General features: G+C 73.7%; 11 protein-coding genes and 1 pseudogene. 7 read left to right on the forward strand and 5 right to left on the reverse strand.

Features of this window, described 5'->3' with window-relative positions; genetic code table 11:
- Nucleotides 1–1,066: 1,066 nt before the first annotated feature.
- From gltB to CRV15_RS22165, 3 genes are all read left to right on the forward strand, one after another.
- Nucleotides 1,067–5,647, forward strand: a complete 4,581-nt coding sequence (gene gltB, locus CRV15_RS22155) for a glutamate synthase large subunit (protein ID WP_003960129.1) — start codon at nucleotides 1,067–1,069, stop codon at nucleotides 5,645–5,647.
- A complete protein-coding gene (locus CRV15_RS22160) occupies nucleotides 5,640–7,100 on the forward strand; it encodes a glutamate synthase subunit beta (protein WP_003960128.1) in 1,461 nt (486 codons plus the stop codon). The genes gltB and CRV15_RS22160 overlap by 8 nt, the downstream gene beginning before the upstream one ends.
- A gap of 394 nt (nucleotides 7,101–7,494) precedes the next feature.
- Nucleotides 7,495–8,268 carry a hypothetical protein gene (locus tag CRV15_RS22165; protein WP_009995850.1) on the forward strand — a complete coding sequence of 258 codons (774 nt, stop codon included), beginning with the start codon at nucleotides 7,495–7,497 and terminating at the stop codon, nucleotides 8,266–8,268.
- A gap of 33 nt (nucleotides 8,269–8,301) precedes the next feature.
- Here CRV15_RS22165 and CRV15_RS22170 read toward each other — a convergent pair whose 3' ends face one another.
- The 4 genes and pseudogenes from CRV15_RS22170 to CRV15_RS22180 all read right to left on the reverse strand — a co-directional run bounded on the left by CRV15_RS22170 (nucleotide 8,302) and on the right by CRV15_RS22180 (nucleotide 12,948).
- Nucleotides 8,302–9,837 (reverse strand): MFS transporter, encoded by a 1,536-nt coding sequence (locus CRV15_RS22170; protein WP_003960126.1) that lies wholly within the window; start codon nucleotides 9,835–9,837, stop codon nucleotides 8,302–8,304.
- Nucleotides 9,838–10,063: 226 nt separating this feature from the next.
- Nucleotides 10,064–11,410, reverse strand: a complete 1,347-nt coding sequence (locus tag CRV15_RS37910) for an acyl-CoA dehydrogenase family protein (RefSeq protein ID WP_413782979.1) — start codon at nucleotides 11,408–11,410, stop codon at nucleotides 10,064–10,066.
- A 104-nt stretch (nucleotides 11,411–11,514) separates the two neighbouring features.
- Nucleotides 11,515–11,809, reverse strand: a pseudogene (locus CRV15_RS36845) (acyl-CoA dehydrogenase family protein); the annotation flags it as partial.
- Nucleotides 11,809–12,948, reverse strand: coding sequence for an acyl-CoA dehydrogenase family protein (locus CRV15_RS22180; RefSeq protein WP_003960124.1), 1,140 nt, complete (start codon nucleotides 12,946–12,948; stop codon nucleotides 11,809–11,811). The pseudogene CRV15_RS36845 and the gene CRV15_RS22180, both read right to left, overlap by 1 nt.
- A 98-nt stretch (nucleotides 12,949–13,046) precedes the next feature.
- On the opposite strand from CRV15_RS22180, the gene CRV15_RS22185 reads away from it, so the two are divergent.
- The 3 genes from CRV15_RS22185 (at nucleotide 13,047) to CRV15_RS22195 (ending at nucleotide 15,866) form a co-directional block, all read left to right on the forward strand.
- On the forward strand, nucleotides 13,047–13,841 hold the full coding sequence (locus CRV15_RS22185; protein ID WP_003958872.1) for an SDR family oxidoreductase: 795 nt from the start codon (nucleotides 13,047–13,049) through the stop codon (nucleotides 13,839–13,841).
- Nucleotides 13,842–13,859: 18 nt separating this feature from the next.
- Entirely contained in the window at nucleotides 13,860–14,621 is a 762-nt protein-coding gene (locus CRV15_RS22190; RefSeq protein ID WP_003960122.1) for a TetR/AcrR family transcriptional regulator, read from the forward strand.
- 87 nt (nucleotides 14,622–14,708) lie between these two features.
- Nucleotides 14,709–15,866, forward strand: a complete 1,158-nt coding sequence (locus CRV15_RS22195; protein ID WP_003958875.1) for an acetyl-CoA C-acetyltransferase — start codon at nucleotides 14,709–14,711, stop codon at nucleotides 15,864–15,866.
- A gap of 80 nt (nucleotides 15,867–15,946) precedes the next feature.
- Here the strand turns inward: CRV15_RS22195 and CRV15_RS22200 are convergent, their stop codons facing one another.
- Entirely contained in the window at nucleotides 15,947–16,807 is an 861-nt protein-coding gene (locus tag CRV15_RS22200; protein ID WP_009995847.1) for an SCO6745 family protein, read from the reverse strand.
- A gap of 80 nt (nucleotides 16,808–16,887) precedes the next feature.
- Here CRV15_RS22200 and CRV15_RS22205 point away from each other — a divergent pair, with 80 nt between their 5' ends.
- On the forward strand, nucleotides 16,888–17,298 hold the full coding sequence (locus tag CRV15_RS22205; RefSeq protein ID WP_003960120.1) for a hypothetical protein: 411 nt from the start codon (nucleotides 16,888–16,890) through the stop codon (nucleotides 17,296–17,298).
- The last annotated feature ends 52 nt before the right edge of the window (nucleotides 17,299–17,350 follow it).

A 17,350-nucleotide genomic window follows, 5' to 3' on the forward strand; every position in this document is an offset into this window, starting at 1 on the left:
TGCGGTCGGCTGGGGGGTTGTGCCTTGGCTCGGCCACGTGGGGGTGCCCGGGATTAAGCCTCGTGGGGGTGCCCCCTCTGGGGGAGTTTGAGGAGCGGGGGGCAAAATCAGCCTCGCCGGCGATTGAGGCGCGGGGGTTCGGGGGCTGGCCCCCGACAACGGGGCCACGCGGGGGCCGTCGGCTTGCGCGTGAGGTTTTCCGTTGGGTGCGGGGTCCGTCCTCAAACGCCGGACGGGCTTGTTTTGCTCGGGTCACCCGTCAGGTGCGGGATGTGGGGGCCTCCGGGCTCGACTCCTCAGGGCCGGCAGACCGGACGTCCGACGTCCAGGCGCGGGCCATTCTCCGCCGGTCCCTTCCGGGGACGACCCTGCACCCCCCACCACGGGCAGACGGCCACCCGGGTGCGGGGAGTGGGCACACCCCCGCCCGGTGGGAGACGGACAGCCCCGGGTCCCGGCCAGGGACCCCACCACGGGCAGACGGCCCACCCGGTGCGGGACGTGGGCACAGCTCCGCCCGGTGGGAGGGGGTGGACACGGTCCCTGCCGCGCGGCGTGGGCACAGTCCCCTCTCGCGGAGGGGAGGACCCGGCCCCCGCGACAGGGCCCCACACCTCCGCCCCGCGGGAAGGGGCGGCCACGGTTCGCGCCGGATGAGACCCCGCCGCAGGGCCTCGCTCGGCGGGAGGGGGTGGACACGGTCCCTGCCGCACGACCCCGCATCCGCACAGCCAGGCGCTCGGCGCGCGGTTTCGGGTCGAGGGTGAGAGACTATGCGGCAGGTCGCAAAGCTAGCCGTAAGTCGCCGGTTTCGGCGGTCCGAGTACGGGGCATGAGCCGAGGGCGCCGCGGGCAAAGAAGCCGGCTCTGCGCAGATCCAGTGGGACCCAGTGGTCATAGCTCCGTCCGAAGGACGCTACGCACCGTCACCCAGAGTGTCCGCATTCTGGAATGGCCCATCCGCTTTTCGAGATTGCCCCCATCATGTAACCTGCACAAACTTTCCGCGGAGGGCCAACGTCGTCCCTCGGCACTGCAACATGCCACGACGACGACGGGAGAGCCGATGCGTTCCGACGCCTGGTCGCCCATGGACGGTCGCCCCGCCCCGCAGGGGATGTACGACCCCCGTAACGAACACGACGCGTGCGGCGTCGGGTTCGTGGCCACCCTCACCGGTGTTGCCAGCCATGAGCTGGTGGAACAGGCGCTCACCGTGCTCCGCAACCTGGAGCACCGCGGCGCCACCGGCTCCGAGCCCGACTCGGGCGACGGCGCGGGCATCCTGACCCAGGTCCCGGACGCTTTCCTGCGGGCCGTGAGCGGTCTCGACCTGCCCGGTCCCGGCGCCTACGCCGTCGGTGTCGCCTTCCTCCCGGAGGACGGCGCGGACGAGGCGGTCTCGCGGATCGAGACGATCGCGGAGAGTGAGGGCCTGCGGGTCCTCGGCTGGCGTGAGGTCCCCGTCACCCCCGATCTCCTCGGCAACGGCGCCCGCGCCACGATGCCGATTTTCCGCCAGATCTTCGTCGCGGATGCGGAGACGGACGCGGAGGGCGGCCCCGCCACCGGTCTCGACCTCGACCGCAAGTCCTTCGTCCTGCGCAAGCGCGCCGAGCGCGAGGCCGGCGTCTACTTCCCGTCGCTCTCCGCGCGCACCATCGTCTACAAGGGCATGCTGACCACCGGCCAGCTCGAACCCTTCTTCCCCGACCTCTCCGACCGCCGCTACGCCAGCGCCGTCGCCCTGGTCCACTCCCGCTTCTCGACGAACACCTTCCCGAGCTGGCCGCTGGCCCACCCGTACCGCTTCGTCGCCCACAACGGTGAGATCAACACCGTCAAGGGCAACCGCAACTGGATGCGCGCCCGCGAGTCCCAGCTCCTCACGGAGGTCTTCGGGGCCGGCGAGCTGGAGCGGATCTTCCCGGTCTGCACCCCCGACGCCTCCGACTCCGCCTCCTTCGACGAGGTCCTGGAGCTGCTGCACCTCGGTGGCCGCTCGCTGCCGCACGCCGTGCTGATGATGGTCCCGGAGGCGTGGGAGAACCACGAGAGCATGGACCCGGCCCGGCGGGCCTTCTACCGCTACCACTCCACGATGATGGAGCCCTGGGACGGCCCGGCCTGCGTCACCTTCACCGACGGCGTCCAGGTCGGCGCGGTCCTGGACCGCAACGGTCTGCGCCCCGGCCGCTACTGGGTCACCGACGAGGGCCTGGTCGTCCTCTCCTCCGAGGTCGGCGTGCTCGACATCGACCCCGCCAGGGTGGTCCGCAAGGGCCGTCTCCAGCCGGGCCGGATGTTCCTGGTGGACACCGCCGAGCACCGGATCATCGAGGACGACGAGATCAAGGCCGCGCTCGCCGCCGAGCACCCCTACGAGGAGTGGCTCCAGGCCGGGACCATCGAGCTGGGGGCCCTGCCCGAGCGCGAGCACATCGTGCACACCCACGCCTCGGTCACCCGCCGCCAGCAGACCTTCGGCTACACGGAGGAGGAGCTGCGCGTCATCCTCGCGCCGATGGCGAGGACCGGCGGCGAGCCCCTGGGCTCCATGGGCACCGACTCCCCGATCGCGGCCCTGTCGGCGCGCCCCCGGCTGCTCTTCGACTACTTCACGCAGCTCTTCGCGCAGGTCACCAACCCGCCGCTGGACGCCATCCGGGAGGAGCTGGTCACCTCCCTGCACTCCTCGCTCGGCCCGCAGGGCAATCTGCTGGACCCCACCGCGGCGTCCTGCCGCAGCGTCACGCTCCCGTTCCCGGTGATCGACAACGATGAGCTGGCCAAGCTCATCCACATCAACGCCGACGGCGACATGCCCGGGATGAAGGCGGTCACCCTCTCCGGTCTGTACCGCGTCAGCGGCGGCGGCGACGCCCTCGCGGACCGGATCGAGGCCGTCTGCGCCGAGGCCGACGCCGCCATCGAGGACGGCGCCCGGCTGATCGTCCTCTCCGACCGGCACTCCGACGCCGAGCACGCCCCGATCCCCTCGCTGCTGCTCACCTCGGCCGTCCACCACCACCTCATCCGCACCAAGCAGCGCACCCAGGTGGGTCTGCTGGTCGAGGCGGGCGACGTCCGCGAGGTGCACCATGTCGCGCTGCTGATCGGGTACGGCGCCGCCGCGGTCAACCCCTACCTGGCGATGGAGTCCGTCGAGGACCTGGTCCGCGCCGGAACGTTCATCCAGGACATCGAGCCCGAGCAGGCCATCCGCAACCTGATCCACGCCCTCGGCAAGGGCGTCCTCAAGGTCATGTCCAAGATGGGCATCTCCACCGTCGCCTCCTACCGCGGCGCCCAGGTCTTCGAGGCCATCGGCCTGGCCGACGCCTTCGTCGAGACCTACTTCAACGGCACCGCCAGCAAGATCGGCGGCGCGGACCTCGCGGTCGTCGCCGGTGAGGTCGCCGCCCGCCACGCCAAGGCGTACCCCGCCTCCGGGATCGCCCCGGCGCACCGCGCGCTGGAGATCGGCGGCGAGTACCAGTGGCGCCGTGAGGGCGAGCCGCACCTGTTCGACCCGGATACGGTCTTCCGCCTCCAGCACTCCACCCGCAGCCGCCGCTACGACATCTTCAAGCAGTACACCGACCGGGTGAACGAGCAGTCCGAGCGGCTGATGACCCTCCGCGGGCTCTTCGGCTTCAGCTCCGACCGCCCGGCGGTGCCGCTGGAGGAGGTCGAGCCGGTCAGCGAGATCGTCAAGCGGTTCTCCACCGGTGCCATGTCGTACGGCTCGATCTCCCGCGAGGCGCACGAGACCCTGGCCATCGCCATGAACCGGCTGGGCGGCAAGTCCAACACCGGTGAGGGCGGCGAGGACCCGGAGCGCCTGTACGACCCGGAGCGCCGCTCCAGCATCAAGCAGGTGGCCTCCGGCCGCTTCGGCGTCACCAGCGAGTACCTCGTCAACGCCGACGACATCCAGATCAAGATGGCCCAGGGCGCCAAGCCCGGCGAGGGCGGCCAGCTCCCCGGCCACAAGGTCTACCCGTGGGTGGCCAGGACCCGGCACTCCACCCCCGGTGTGGGGCTGATCTCCCCGCCGCCGCACCACGACATCTACTCGATCGAGGATCTGGCCCAGCTGATCCACGACCTGAAGAACGCCAACCCGAAGGCCCGTATCCACGTCAAGCTGGTCTCCGAGGTCGGCGTCGGCACGGTCGCCGCGGGTGTCTCCAAGGCGCACGCCGACGTGGTCCTGATCTCCGGCCACGACGGCGGCACCGGCGCCTCCCCGCTGACCTCCCTCAAGCACGCGGGCGGCCCCTGGGAGCTGGGTCTCGCCGAGACCCAGCAGACCCTGCTGCTCAACGGTCTGCGGGACCGGATCGTCGTCCAGACCGACGGCCAGCTCAAGACCGGCCGCGATGTCGTCATCGCCGCCCTCCTGGGCGCCGAGGAGTTCGGCTTCGCGACCGCGCCGCTCGTCGTCTCCGGCTGCGTCATGATGCGCGTCTGCCACCTCGACACCTGCCCGGTGGGCATCGCCACGCAGAACCCGGTGCTGCGCGACCGCTTCTCCGGCAAGGCCGAGTACGTCGTCAACTTCTTCGAGTTCATCGCCGAGGAGGTCCGCGAGCTCCTCGCCGAGCTGGGCTTCCGCACCCTCCAGGAGGCCGTCGGCCACGCCGAGCTGCTGGAGACCGAGCGGGCCGTGAGCCACTACAAGGCCCAGGGCCTGGACCTGGCCCCGCTCTTCCACGTCCCCGAGCTGCCCCGGGGCGCCGTCCGGCACGCCCTGATCGAGCAGGACCACGGGCTGGCCAAGGCGCTCGACAACGAGCTGATCGAGCTGGCCGCCGACGCGCTGGCCGCCTCCTCGGCCGAGGAGGCACGGCCGGTCCGCGCCCAGGTGCCCATCCGCAACATCAACCGCACGGTCGGCACCATGCTCGGCCACGAGGTGACCCGGCGGTTCGGCGGGGCGGGACTGCCCACCGACACCATCGACATCACCTTCACCGGCTCGGCGGGCCAGTCCTTCGGCGCCTTCCTGCCGCGCGGTGTCACCCTCCGGCTGGAGGGCGACGCCAACGACTACGTCGGCAAGGGCCTCTCCGGCGGCCGGGTGGTGGTCCGCCCGGACCGCGCCGCCGAGCACCTGGCCGAGTACTCCACCATCGCGGGCAACACCATCGCGTACGGTGCCACCGGCGGTGAGCTGTTCCTCCGCGGCCGGACCGGCGAGCGCTTCTGCGTCCGCAACTCCGGCGCCACCGTCGTCGCGGAGGGCGTCGGCGACCACGGCTGCGAGTACATGACCGGCGGTCACGCCGTCGTCCTCGGCGAGACCGGGCGCAACTTCGCCGCGGGCATGTCGGGCGGTGTCGCCTATGTCATCGACCTCGACCGCGACAACGTCAACTCGGGTAACCTGGGGGCGGTCGAACCTCTGAACGACGCCGACCGGGAGTGGCTGCACGACGTCGTGCGCCGCCACCACGAGGAGACGGGCTCCACCGTCGCCCGCACCCTCCTCGCCGACTGGCCTGTGGCCGCCGCGCGTTTCAGCAAGATCATTCCGACCACGTACAAGGCAGTGCTCGCCGCCAAGGACGCCGCTGAGCTGGCCGGCCTCTCCGAGCAGGAGACGCACGAGAAGATGATGGAGGCGGCGATCAATGGCTGACCCCAAGGGCTTCCTGACCACAGGGCGCGAGGTCGCGAAGACCCGTCCGGCCGCCGAGCGCGTCAAGGACTGGAACGAGGTCTACGTCCCCGGCTCCCTGCTGCCGATCATCAGCAAGCAGGCGGGCCGCTGCATGGACTGCGGCATCCCGTTCTGTCACAACGGCTGCCCGCTCGGGAACCTCATCCCCGAGTGGAACGACTACGCCTACCGCGAGGACTGGGCCGCCGCGTCCGAGCGTCTGCACGCCACCAACAACTTCCCGGAGTTCACCGGCCGGCTCTGCCCCGCGCCCTGCGAGGCGGCCTGTGTCCTCGGCATCAACCAGCCGGCCGTCACCATCAAGAACGTCGAGGTCTCCATCATCGACCAGGCGTGGGAGTCCGGGGACGTCACCCCGCAGCCCCCGGAGCGCCTGTCCGGCAAGACCGTCGCCGTCATCGGCTCGGGGCCCGCGGGCCTCGCCGCCGCCCAGCAGCTCACCCGGGCCGGACACACCGTCGCGGTCTTCGAACGCGCCGACCGCATCGGCGGGCTGCTGCGCTACGGCATCCCCGAGTTCAAGATGGAGAAGGTGCACATCAACCGCCGTATCGAGCAGATGCGCGCGGAGGGCACCAAGTTCCGTACGGAGGTGGAGATCGGCCGGGACATCGACGCGGCCCAGCTCCGCCGCCGCTATGACGCCGTCGTCATCGCCGCCGGGGCCACCGTCTCCCGCGATCTGCCCGTCCCGGGCCGGGAGCTGAGCGGTATCCACTTCGCGATGGAGTATCTGCCGCTCGCCAACAAGGTGCAGGAGGGCGACTTCATCGCCCCGCCGATCACCGCCGAGGGCAAGCACGTCGTCGTCATCGGCGGCGGCGACACCGGCGCCGACTGCGTGGGCACCGCCCACCGCCAGGGCGCGGCCTCCGTCACCCAGCTGGAGATCATGCCCCAGCCGGGCGAGGAGCGCGCCGCCCACCAGCCTTGGCCCACGTTCCCCATGCTCTACAAGGTCACCTCGGCCCATGAGGAGGGTGGTGAGCGGGTCTACTCCGTCTCCACCACCAGTTTCGAAGGCGATGCGGAAGGCCGTGTCCAGGCGCTCAACCTGATCGAGGTCGAGTTCAAGGACGGCAGGCTGGAGCAGAAGCCGGGCACCGAGCGCCGTATCCCCGCCCAGCTCGTCACCCTCGCGATGGGCTTCACCGGAACGGACCGGTCCAACGGTCTGGTCGAGCAGTTCGGCCTGGAGCTGGACGCCCGCGGGAACGTCGCGCGGGACGACGAGTTCGCCACCAACGTCGACGGTGTCTATGTCGCCGGTGACGCGGGCCGCGGCCAGTCGCTCATCGTCTGGGCCATCGCCGAGGGCCGCTCCGCCGCCCGCGCGGTGGACCGCTACCTCACCGGAGCGAGCGACCTGCCCGCCCCGATCCGTCCGACGGACCGCGCCCTGACCGTCTGACCGCACCACACCGCACCACCCCGCTCGGGCCCGGCGGTCCGTCCGCCCGGCCCGAGCCCGCAACCGTCCCGTACAACGGCGTACGGAACTGAGTACGGCGCCTGCCCCGTCCCCGACCCGGTCGGGCAGGCGCCGTACGCCTTTCTCCGTAACGCCTCTGTACGAGGTAAATCCCTTGGCCGTACGGCTCCGGCGCCCTACCGTGGGTCGGGTGAAGTGATCTCCCCGTGGTGCCCGCCGCCGGTCCGCCCGGCAGCCCGGTGCCACCGACGCGGCCCGTGAACAGCCATGGCGCACCGCGCCCTGTTCCCCCACGTTCCAGGGAGAGATCACCCCGGTGTCCGATCCATGCCCGCCCCCTGCCGACAGCACTGATTCCGGTTCCGATTCCGGTGTGGACGAGACCCTGTCCGGGCTGATCGACCTCGCCGCCGCCGATCCCGAAGTGGTGGGGCTCGTCCTCAGCGGCTCCCGGGTGCACAGCGGCATGGTCACGGACCGCTCCGACCACGACGTCCACGTCATCCTCCGGGACGACCACGGACCTCGCCCGCAGGGCGCCCTCTCCGCCCGCCGCTCCGCCCGGCTCGACCTCCTCGTCATGACCCTCGGAGAGTTCCGCCGCCGTGCCCTGCCCGGTGACGCGTACGCCTGGCTGCGCTACGCCTATGTCCACGCCCGGGTGGTGTACGACGGGCTCGACGGCGGGATCGCCCGGGTCCTCGACGCCAAGCGGGTCCGGCGGCCCGGCGAGGCGCGCGCCCTCGTGGCCGATCATCTGGACGCCTACATCAACCAGGTCCATCGGTCCCTGAAGAGCTTCCGGGACGGCCGGGACGTGCTCGGCCACCTCGACGCCGCCGAGAGCGTCGGCCCCGCCCTCGAAGTTCTCTTCGCCCTGCACGAACGGGTGCGCCCCTACAACAAGTACCTGGTCTGGGAGGTGGAACGAGCACCGCTCGGCCCGCCGCAGTGGGCGGCGCGGCGGCTGCTGCGCACCGTGCGCCAGATCCTGGCCGACGGCGATCCCGCGACGCAGCGGGCCCTCTTCGGCGACATCGAACGGGCGGCGCGGGCCGCCGGACACGGCCCTGTCCTCGACGCCTGGGGCAGCGATCTGGAGCTGTTGCGTCCGGTCGAGGGGAGGGGAGCCGGGCCGGACCGGTGAGGTTCCTCTGGCTCCTCCGGTCCTTCCGGCTCCTCAGCGCGCCGACGCCGGCGCACGGGTCCCGGCGGGGGACTCCGCCGTGCCCGGACCGCCCGAGCCGCCCGTGGACCCCGGACCGGGCACCGGGCGGTCCCGCAGCAGCCGGTGCACCAGCACCGCCGCCAGGGCCAGTACCACCGCGACCGAACCCACCAGCGTCCGCCAGGCGTCGGTGAACTCGCCCGCCACCTCCGCCGTCCGGCCCGAGGCCACCCGGTCCGCGAGCCCCGCGTCGCCCACCCGGGACTCCACCAGCGAGAGCAGCGCCGCGCCGAAACCGGCCAGTGCCAGCGCACCCGCCCCGCCCCGGGCCGTGCTGAGCAGCCCCGACGCCATGCCCACCCGGTCGGGCGCCACCGTGCCGAGCGCCTGCGCGTCGATCTGGCCGAGGCCCAGACCGTTGGCGATCCCGATCAGCACCAGCGGCGCGGCGAGCCGGGCGGGGGAGGCGTCCGGGGCGAGCGCCAGCGCCAGCCAGAGATTGCCGGCCGCGGACAGCAACAGCGAGGTCAGCAGCAGCCGTCTCGCGGGGACCTCCCGGGAGGAGACCAGCCAGCCCGCGAACGAGGGCAGGACGAAGACCGGAACGGTCATCAGCAGCATGAACGCCCCCGCTGCCGCCGCCGAGTGGCCCCCCGTGCCCTGGAGATACGTCGGCAGGTAGACCGTGACACCCGTCGAGCCGAGGACGACGAAGGTGGCGCCGAGCAGCCACCCCGTGAAGGTCCGGTCCCGGACCAGGGAGAGATCGAGGACCGGGTGGTCGCCGCGCCGCTCGACGGCCACGAACACGGCGAGCAGCGCCGCCCCGCCCGCCAGCGGCCCGAGTACCGAGGGGCTGCCCCAGCCGGACTCCCCGCCCCGGGTCACCGCGTACATCAGCAGCGCGAGACCGGCGACGAAGGAGGCGATACCGGGCCGGTCGACCTTCGGGCGCTCGGCGGCCCGGGACTCCGGCATCAGCCGGGTGAGCGGCAGTATCACCACCGCGACGGCGCCGAAGAGGAGGAACGAGGCCCGCCAGCCGAAGGCCGCCACGAGCTGGCCGGAGAGGGTCGGGCCGATCGCGATGCCGAATCCGGCCGTCGTGCCCACGGTCGCGAAGACCCGTGCCCGCGCGGGTCCCTCGTACATCCCGGACAGGATCGCGACTCCGCTCGTCATCACCCCGGCGGCACCGATTCCGGCGAGGGTCCGCGCCGCGTCGAGGAACAGGATGCCCTGGGCGCCCGCGGCGGCGAGCGTGCCCGCGGTGTAGAGCGCGATCCCGGCGGTGTACACCTTCCGGCGGCCGAAGAGGTCGCCGAGCGAGCCCGCGATCAGCATCACGGAGGTGGCGGCCAGGATGTAGCCGGTGACCACCCACTGGAGGGCCGCCCCCGAGGCGTCGAGGTCCCGCCCGATCCCGGGCAGGGCGACGGTGGTGCCCGTCATGCTCATGGGCAGCACGAGATAGCCGAGGAGGACGACGAGCAGGGCGAGGGCGGGGCGGGACGGGCGGAACCTGCGGGAGCCGCGTGGTGAGGTCATGCCCTCCACAGTCGGCTCTCAACCTTGCTTGAGGTCAAGTTTTCGCTGAACCCGGTCGGTTCCTGGGCTCCGCGCGCTCCCGGTACGGCCTGGACGGGTGTCCTGTCTGCCCTCGGTACCGCCTGGATCGGCGTCCCGTCTGCTCCCGGTACCGCCCCGTCCCGTGCCCCTTCCGCCTCCTCGGCCCCTCCCGTCCCGTTGCGCGCGCCCTCCGGCACGGCGGCCGTCAGCCGTTCCCGTCGAGGACCGCCGCCCGGCACACGGACGGCGTCCCCCACGCGTCCCGCAGCGGCCGGGCCTTGCGCAGCCACAGCGACAGGTCCAGCTCGTCCGTGTAGCCGATGGCGCCGTGCAGTTGGAGGGCGGTGCGCGCGGCGGTGTACGCGGCCTCGCCCGCGGCCGTCTTCGCCGCCGCGATGTCCCTCCGCGCGCCGGTGACGGCCGCGCCGAACACCAGGGGCCGGGCGAACTCCAGCGCCACGAGGGTGTCGGCGAGCCGGTGCCGTACCGCCTGGAAGGCGGCGATCGGACGGCCGAACTGCCGGCGTCCCGCCACATACGCCACCGTCCGCTCCAGCAGGGTCAGCCCCACGCCGAGCGCCTGGGCGGCGCAGAGCAGCCGGGCCAGCTCCCCGGCGCGGGCCGCGGCCTCCAGGACCCGCGGCCCCTCGGCCAGCACGGGCCCGCCCGGTGCGGGGACGGCCGCCCGCCGCACCGGATCGGCGGAGAGCCGCGACGGCCCGGCCCCGGGCGCCAGCCGCAGCACCCCGCCCCCGCCGTCCCGTTCCTCCACCACGAGCACCGCGCCCGCCGTGTCCGCGTCCAGCGCGTACCCGCTGCCCCCGGGCAGCACCAGGGAGACCGGCTCCCCGCCGAGGACCCGGCCGAGCAGCCACGGGACGCCGGCCTCCGCGCCCGCTCGGCCGGACGCCGGGGACGGGCTGTCCCCCCGGGCGCCGGACGCTCCCCCTCCGGCGACCGGCCCGGCGGCCTCCGGGGCCTCGCGCTCCGCCGGGCGGGTCCCCCGCGCCTCCGGGGAGCGACCCGTCCGGCCCGCCGGACACGAGGTGTCCGCCCCGGCCCCCGTGTGCGCGCCGTCCCGCCCGCTGCGGCGCGCGGCCGCCCCGGTTCCGGCCGACGGCCCGCCCCGGCCCGGTGTGTTCCCGGTGTCGGCGGGGTCCGGTTCTGCCGGGGGGCGGTGGGCGCGGTCCGGTGGGTGCGGGGTGTTCGCCTCGGTGGGTGGTTCGGGCGCTGTGGCGGAATCGTGTTCCGGCCTCGCGGGGTGCGGGGTGCTCCCGGTTCCGTCGGGGGTCGGTTCCGTGCGGGCTCCCGGGTACGCGGTGTCTGCTCCGGTGGGTGGTCCGGGTGCTGTGGGGGTTTCGGGTGGCGGCGCGGCGGGGCGCGGGGCGCTCCCGGTTCCGTCGGGGGTCGGTTCCGCCGGGGGCCGGTCCGTGCGGGCTGCCGGGTACGCGGTGTCCGCCTCGGCGGAGGGCCCGGGCGCTGTGGGGGAATCGTGTTCCGGCCTCGCGGGGCGCGGGACGCTCCCGGTGCCGACGGGGGCCTCCCGCGTCATGGCCGCCGTGGCGGGCGGCGCGCACGGCCCCGGCGCCGGGGGGCCTGTGGCCCCGGGGCGGGCGGCGGCGCCGTCCGGCGGCTCCGGGCGGGCGGCGTCCACGGCCGCGAGGAGGACCCCCGCCGCGGCCGTCTCCACCACCGGGCCCGGGACCGCGAACCGGCCCAGCGCGACGAAGGCCGTGACCAGTTCCACCGGGTGCGGCCCCGCGCCGCCCCGGGACTCCGGGACGGTCAGCGCGAACACCCCCGCCCCGGCCAGCCGCCGCAGCAGCGCGAGCCCCGGGGCCGGGTCCCCCGCGGCCCAGGCCCGCGCGGCGGCCGGGGTGTCCGCCGCGTTCAGCATCGCCTCCAGCGAACGCCCGAACGCCCGCTGCTCGTCCGTCGGCAGAAAACGCATCAGCGGCGGTCCCCCGCCAGTCCGAGCAGCCGCTCGGCGATGACATCGCGCTGGATCTCGTTGGTCCCGGCGTAGATCGGACCCGCCAGCGCGAAGACATACCCCTCCGCCCACTCCGTGTCGGAGAACTCGCCCTCCCCGCCCAGCAGATCGAGCGCCGTCTCGTGCAGCGCGAGATCCAGCTCCGACCAGAAGACCTTGTTGAGGCTGGACTCCGCGCCGAGTGTCCCGCCCGCCGCGAGCCGGGCCGCCGCCGCCCAGGTGTACAGCTCGTACGCGCGGGCCCCGATGACCGCGTCGGCCACCCGGTCCCGCAGCTCCACCGGTGCGGACGCGGCCCGCCACCGCCGGGTCAGCCGGTCGGCCGCCGCCCGGTAGCGCCCGGGGGAGCGCAGCGTGAGCCCCCGTTCGTTCCCCGTCGTCGACATCGCGATCCGCCACCCCTGCCCCGGTTCGCCGATCACGTCCTCGTCGGGGACGAAGACCCGGTCGAGGAAGATCTCCGCGAACGCGGGCTTCCCGTCCAGCCGCCCGACGGGACGGACCGTCACCCCGGGGGCCGCCAGGTCGAACATCAGATAGGTCAGCCCCCGGTGCGGCCGTCCGGCGCCGGGGTCGCTGCGGAAGATCCCGAACGCCTGGTCGGCGAACGCGGCCCGCGAGGACCATGTCTTCTGCCCGCTCAGCAGCCAGCCGCCCGTGGTCCGCTCCGCCCGGGACCGCAGCGCGGCGAGATCCGAGCCCGCCTCCGGCTCCGACCACGCCTGCGCCCAGACCACCTCGCCGCCCGCCATCGGCGGCAGCACCCGCGCCCGCTGCTCCGCGGTCCCGTACGCGAAGAGGGTGGGCGCCAGCAGACTGACGCCGTTCTGCGAGACCCGTCCGGGGGCGCCCGCCGCCCAGTACTCCTCCTCGAAGATCAGCCAACGGGTGAGACCCGCCGCCCGGCCCCCGTACTCCTCGGGCCAGGAGACCGCCGACCAGCGGTCCGCGTACAGCTCGGCCTCCCACGCGCGGTGCGCCGCGAACCCCTCCCGGGTCTCCAGGGACGGCAGCGGCGTCCGGGGCACATGCGCGGCGAGCCAGTCCCGGGCCGTACGCCGGAAGGTCTCGTCCTCGGGGGAGTGGTGCAGATCCATGCCCCTCCTTCCCTAACAAGTGTTTGGTAGGTTAACGTGCCGCTGTGACGGAGGACAGGGGCAGGCGCGCGGCGGACACCCCCGTACCGGACGGCGCGGTGACGGACGACCGGACCGCCCCCCGGCCCGTCCCCGGACACGGGCTGCTGCACGGCCGCACCGCCGTGCTCACCGCCGCCGCCGGAGCGGGCATCGGAGGCGCCACCGCCCGCGGATTCCTCCAGGAGGGCGCCCGGGTGCTCCTCAGCGACACCCACGTCCGCCGCCTCCGGGAGACCGAGGCCGCCCTCGCCGAGGAGTTCGGCCCGGACGCCGTCCGCGCGCAGCCCTGCGACGTCACCGACGAGACCCAGGTGCGGGCCCTCTTCGACCGGGCGGCGGCCGAACACGGCGGACTGGACATCGTCGTCAACAACGCCGGTCTCGGCGGCACCGCCGCCCTCGTCGACATGGCCGACGAACAGTGGGAACGCGTCCTCGACGTCACCCTGAACGGCACCTTCCGCTGTACGCGCGCCGCCCTGCGCGCCTTCCGGGCGAGCGGCCGGGGCGGCGTGGTCGTCAACAACTCCTCCGTCGTCGGCTGGCGCGCCCAGGCGGGCCAGGCCCACTACGCCGCCGCCAAGGCCGGGGTCATGGCGCTCACCCGGTGCGCCGCCGTCGAGGCCGCCGCGTACGGCGTACGGGTGAACGCGGTCGCCCCCAGCCTCGCCCTGCACCCCCATCTGGTGAAGGTCACCTCCGCCGGAGTCCTCGCGGAGCTGACCGCGCGGGAGGCGTACGGCCGCTGCGCCGAGCCCTGGGAGGTCGCCAACGCCATCGTCTTCCTGGCGAGCGACTACTCCTCCTACCTCACCGGCGAGGTGATCTCGGTCAGCAGCCGGCATCCATGACCCGGCGGCGGGCGGACAATGGACGGCGTGCCACAGCGACAGACCGAAGACCCCGAGCGGGCGGAACGACAGCGGACCGGACAGCGGGACGGACAGCGCACCAGGGAACGGGACGGACAGCGGCGGGACGAGGAGCGGCGGGACGAACAGCGGGCCGGGGAACGGGACGCGCAGCGGAACGAACGGCGGCGCGAGCTGCTCCGGCTCGCCGCCGAGGTGTTCGCGGACCACGGCTACAACGCGACCACCGTCCGCCGGATCGCGGACGAGGCGGGCATGCTCGCGGGGAGCCTCTACTACCACTTCGACTCCAAGGAGTCGATGCTCGACGAGATCCTCTCCACCTTCCTGACCGAGCTGTGGGACGGGTACGACACCGTGCTCGCCGCCGGGCTCGGCCCCAGGGAGACGATCGAAGCGCTGGTCACGGAGTCCTTCCGGGAGATCGACCGGCACCGCGCCGCCGTCGCGATCTACCAGAAGGAGTCCCGGCACCTCACCGACCAGCCCCGGTTCCGCTATCTCAGGACCTCCCAGGAGCGGTTCGAGGACGTCTGGCTGGGCACGCTGGAGCGCGGGGTGGCCGAGGGCGTCTTCCGCGCCGATCTCGACGCCCGGCTCACCTACCGGTTCCTCCGGGACACCGTGTGGGTGGCCGCCTCCTGGTACCGGCCGCGCGGCCGGCACGGCCCGGAGGAGATCGCCCGTCAGTATCTGTCGATGGTGCTGGACGGGATCGCCGTCCGGCCGGAGCGCGGCGCACAGTACGGACCGCGCTGACCGGAGACGCGGGACGCGCGAGCACCACAGGGACGCACCGGCACGCACAAGGATGTACCGGGACGCACAGGGACGAGGGGAGTCGTCATGGGTGAGGTCTACATCGTCGAAGCGGTACGGACCCCCGTGGGCAGGCGGCGGGGCGGTCTCGCGGCCGTCCACCCCGCCGATCTCGGCGCACGGGTGCTCAGCGAACTCATCGCCCGCGCGGGCCTCGACCCGGCCGCCGTCGACGACGTCGTCTTCGGCTGTGTGGACGCGGTGGGCCCGCAGGCGGGCGACATCGCCCGGACCTCCTGGCTCGCCGCCGGGCTGCCCGAGGAGGTGCCCGGCGTGACCGTCGACCGCCAGTGCGGCTCGTCCCAGCAGGCGGTCCACTTCGCCGCCCAGGCCGTGCTCTCGGGCACCCAGGACCTGGTGGTCGCGGGCGGCACCCAGAACATGTCCATGGTCCCCATCGCCTTCTCCGCCCTCGGGGCGGGCGAACCGCTCGGACTGACCGAGGGCCCCTTCGCGGGCAGCGAGGGCTGGCGCGCCCGCTACGGGGACCAGCCGGTCGACCAGTTCCGCGGCGCCGAGCTGATCGCCGCCCGGTGGGGCATCACCCGGCAGGACCAGGAGGAGTTCGCGCTGAGCTCGCACCACCGCGCCGTCCGCGCCCTGGACGAGGGCCGGTTCGCCCGGGAGACGGTGGCGTACGGCGAGGTCACCGCGGACGAGGGGCCGCGCAGGGACACCACGGCGGAGAAGATGGCCGCCCTCGCCCCGCTGCTCCCCGGCGGCACCGTCACCGCCGCCTCCTCCTCGCAGATATCCGACGGCGCCGCGGCGCTGCTCCTCGCGAGCGACCGGGCGGTCCGGGAGCACGGGCTGACCCCGAGGGCCCGTGTCCACCATCTGTCCGTCCGGGGCGAGGACCCGATCCGGATGCTCTCGGCCCCCATCCCGGCGACGGCGCACGCTCTGCGGAAGACGGGGATGCGGCTGGACGACATCGACCTTGTCGAGATCAACGAGGCGTTCGCGCCGGTCGTCCTGGCCTGGCTGAAAGAGACCGGCGCCGACCCGGACCGGGTGAACGTCAACGGAGGGGCCATCGCCCTCGGCCATCCGCTGGGCGCCACCGGGGCGCGGCTGATGACGACACTCCTGCACGAACTGGAGCGCACCGGCGGCCGGTTCGGACTCCAGACGATGTGCGAGGGCGGCGGCCAGGCCAACGTCACGATCGTCGAACGGCTCTGAGCCCCGGCCCCGCCCCGCGCCGCCCGCCCGGTCCGGCGTCCGGCGGGACCGGGACCGCCCGGGGCACCGGCGGCCCCGGGTCAGTCCTCGTCGCGCTCCGGCAGCCCGATCGGATTGGGGAAGCGCAGGGTCCGGGCCACCGCCCGGGCCAGCGGGTCCAGCGCCCGGTGCAGCCGCCCGGTGTCCACCGCGGCCCAGGGGCGCGCCGCCGCCCGGTCCGTGGCCTCCTCGATCCCCTCCAGGAGGGCCCGCCCCGCGTCCGTCGCCTCCCCGTCCACGGTCAGCAGCCCCCGGCCGGTCAGCCGCTCCACGGCCGCGTCCCACTCCCCGTCCGTCCAGCCCCGGTACGGCTGGAGCTCGCTGCGCGGCAGATCGATGCCCACCCGCAGCGCCAGGATCTCGCAGCCGTCCAGATCGGCCGCCACCTGCGCCGCCACATGGCCGTCCCCCCGGTGCTCCCGCAGCACCGTGGCCGCGTGCCACAGCAGGTCCAGGGCGTCCTTGGGCGCGCCCAGGGCCGCGTTCGCCGCTGCCAGCGGCCGGCCGGTCATGTCGGCCGCGTCCACCGCCACCGCCAGCAGCTCGGCCGCCTCCTCCACCTCGTCCCCCTGGTCGGCGAGGAGCCGGGCGAGCGCCGCGCGCGCGCCCGCCCGGCGGATCTCCAGGGTCTGTTCGGGGGTGACGACGCCCCAGACCGCGGGGAGCGCCTGGGCCACCATCGACGGGGCGAACGAGCAGAAGACCGCGGTGACCGGCTCCGGCCCCGCCGCGCCGAGCGGCGCTGACCGGCCGGCGAAGTAGCCGCGCCAGAAGCCGCGCAGACCGGCGTCCTCGAAGGCGGTCACGGCCTCGGGCGAGAAGTACGTGACGGCGTGGATCGGTTCGAACAGGGTCCACAGCTCACGGGGGGTGACTGCCGTAGCGTCGGCGGTAGTTGTCATGACAGGCATTGTGCCGAAATCAGTGATCAGTGGCACAGCTTCGGTCACAGCGGTGCCGATATGGTGCGAAGATCTCTTCCATGGACAAAAGTGAGGCCAACAAGAACAGAACATTGCTGGGAACGTGCGCCGGAGTGTCCTCGGCGGTCATGCTGCTCCCGGGGGTCTCGACGGTCGGGGAGACCGCCGCGGTATGGCCGGTTCTCGCCTCCGTGGTGCTGTTCGTTGTGGTCAACCAGCTCGTCGTCACCCTGCCCGCCGATGTGCGCCGCACACCGCCGCCGAGGCTGCTGGCGCTCGGCGCGGCCGGGGTCGTCCAGGACGCGCTGATCCTCTGGGGCATCCACTGGATCGCCGGCCAGGTGGGGTACGGGCTGGAGGCGGCGAGCCTGGCGTCGGTTCTGCTCGGTGGCCTGATCGTACGGGTGGTGACCCTGGGCTTCCTCGCCCTGCCGGTCCCCGGACGGGTGGCCGACGCGCGCACCCGGTGAACCCGGCCCGGCGGCGACCTGGTGGTCCGGCGGGCGCCCGCACGATCCCCGT

The sequence above is a fragment of the Streptomyces clavuligerus genome, assembly GCF_005519465.1.
GTDB classification, from domain to species: domain Bacteria; phylum Actinomycetota; class Actinomycetes; order Streptomycetales; family Streptomycetaceae; genus Streptomyces; species Streptomyces clavuligerus.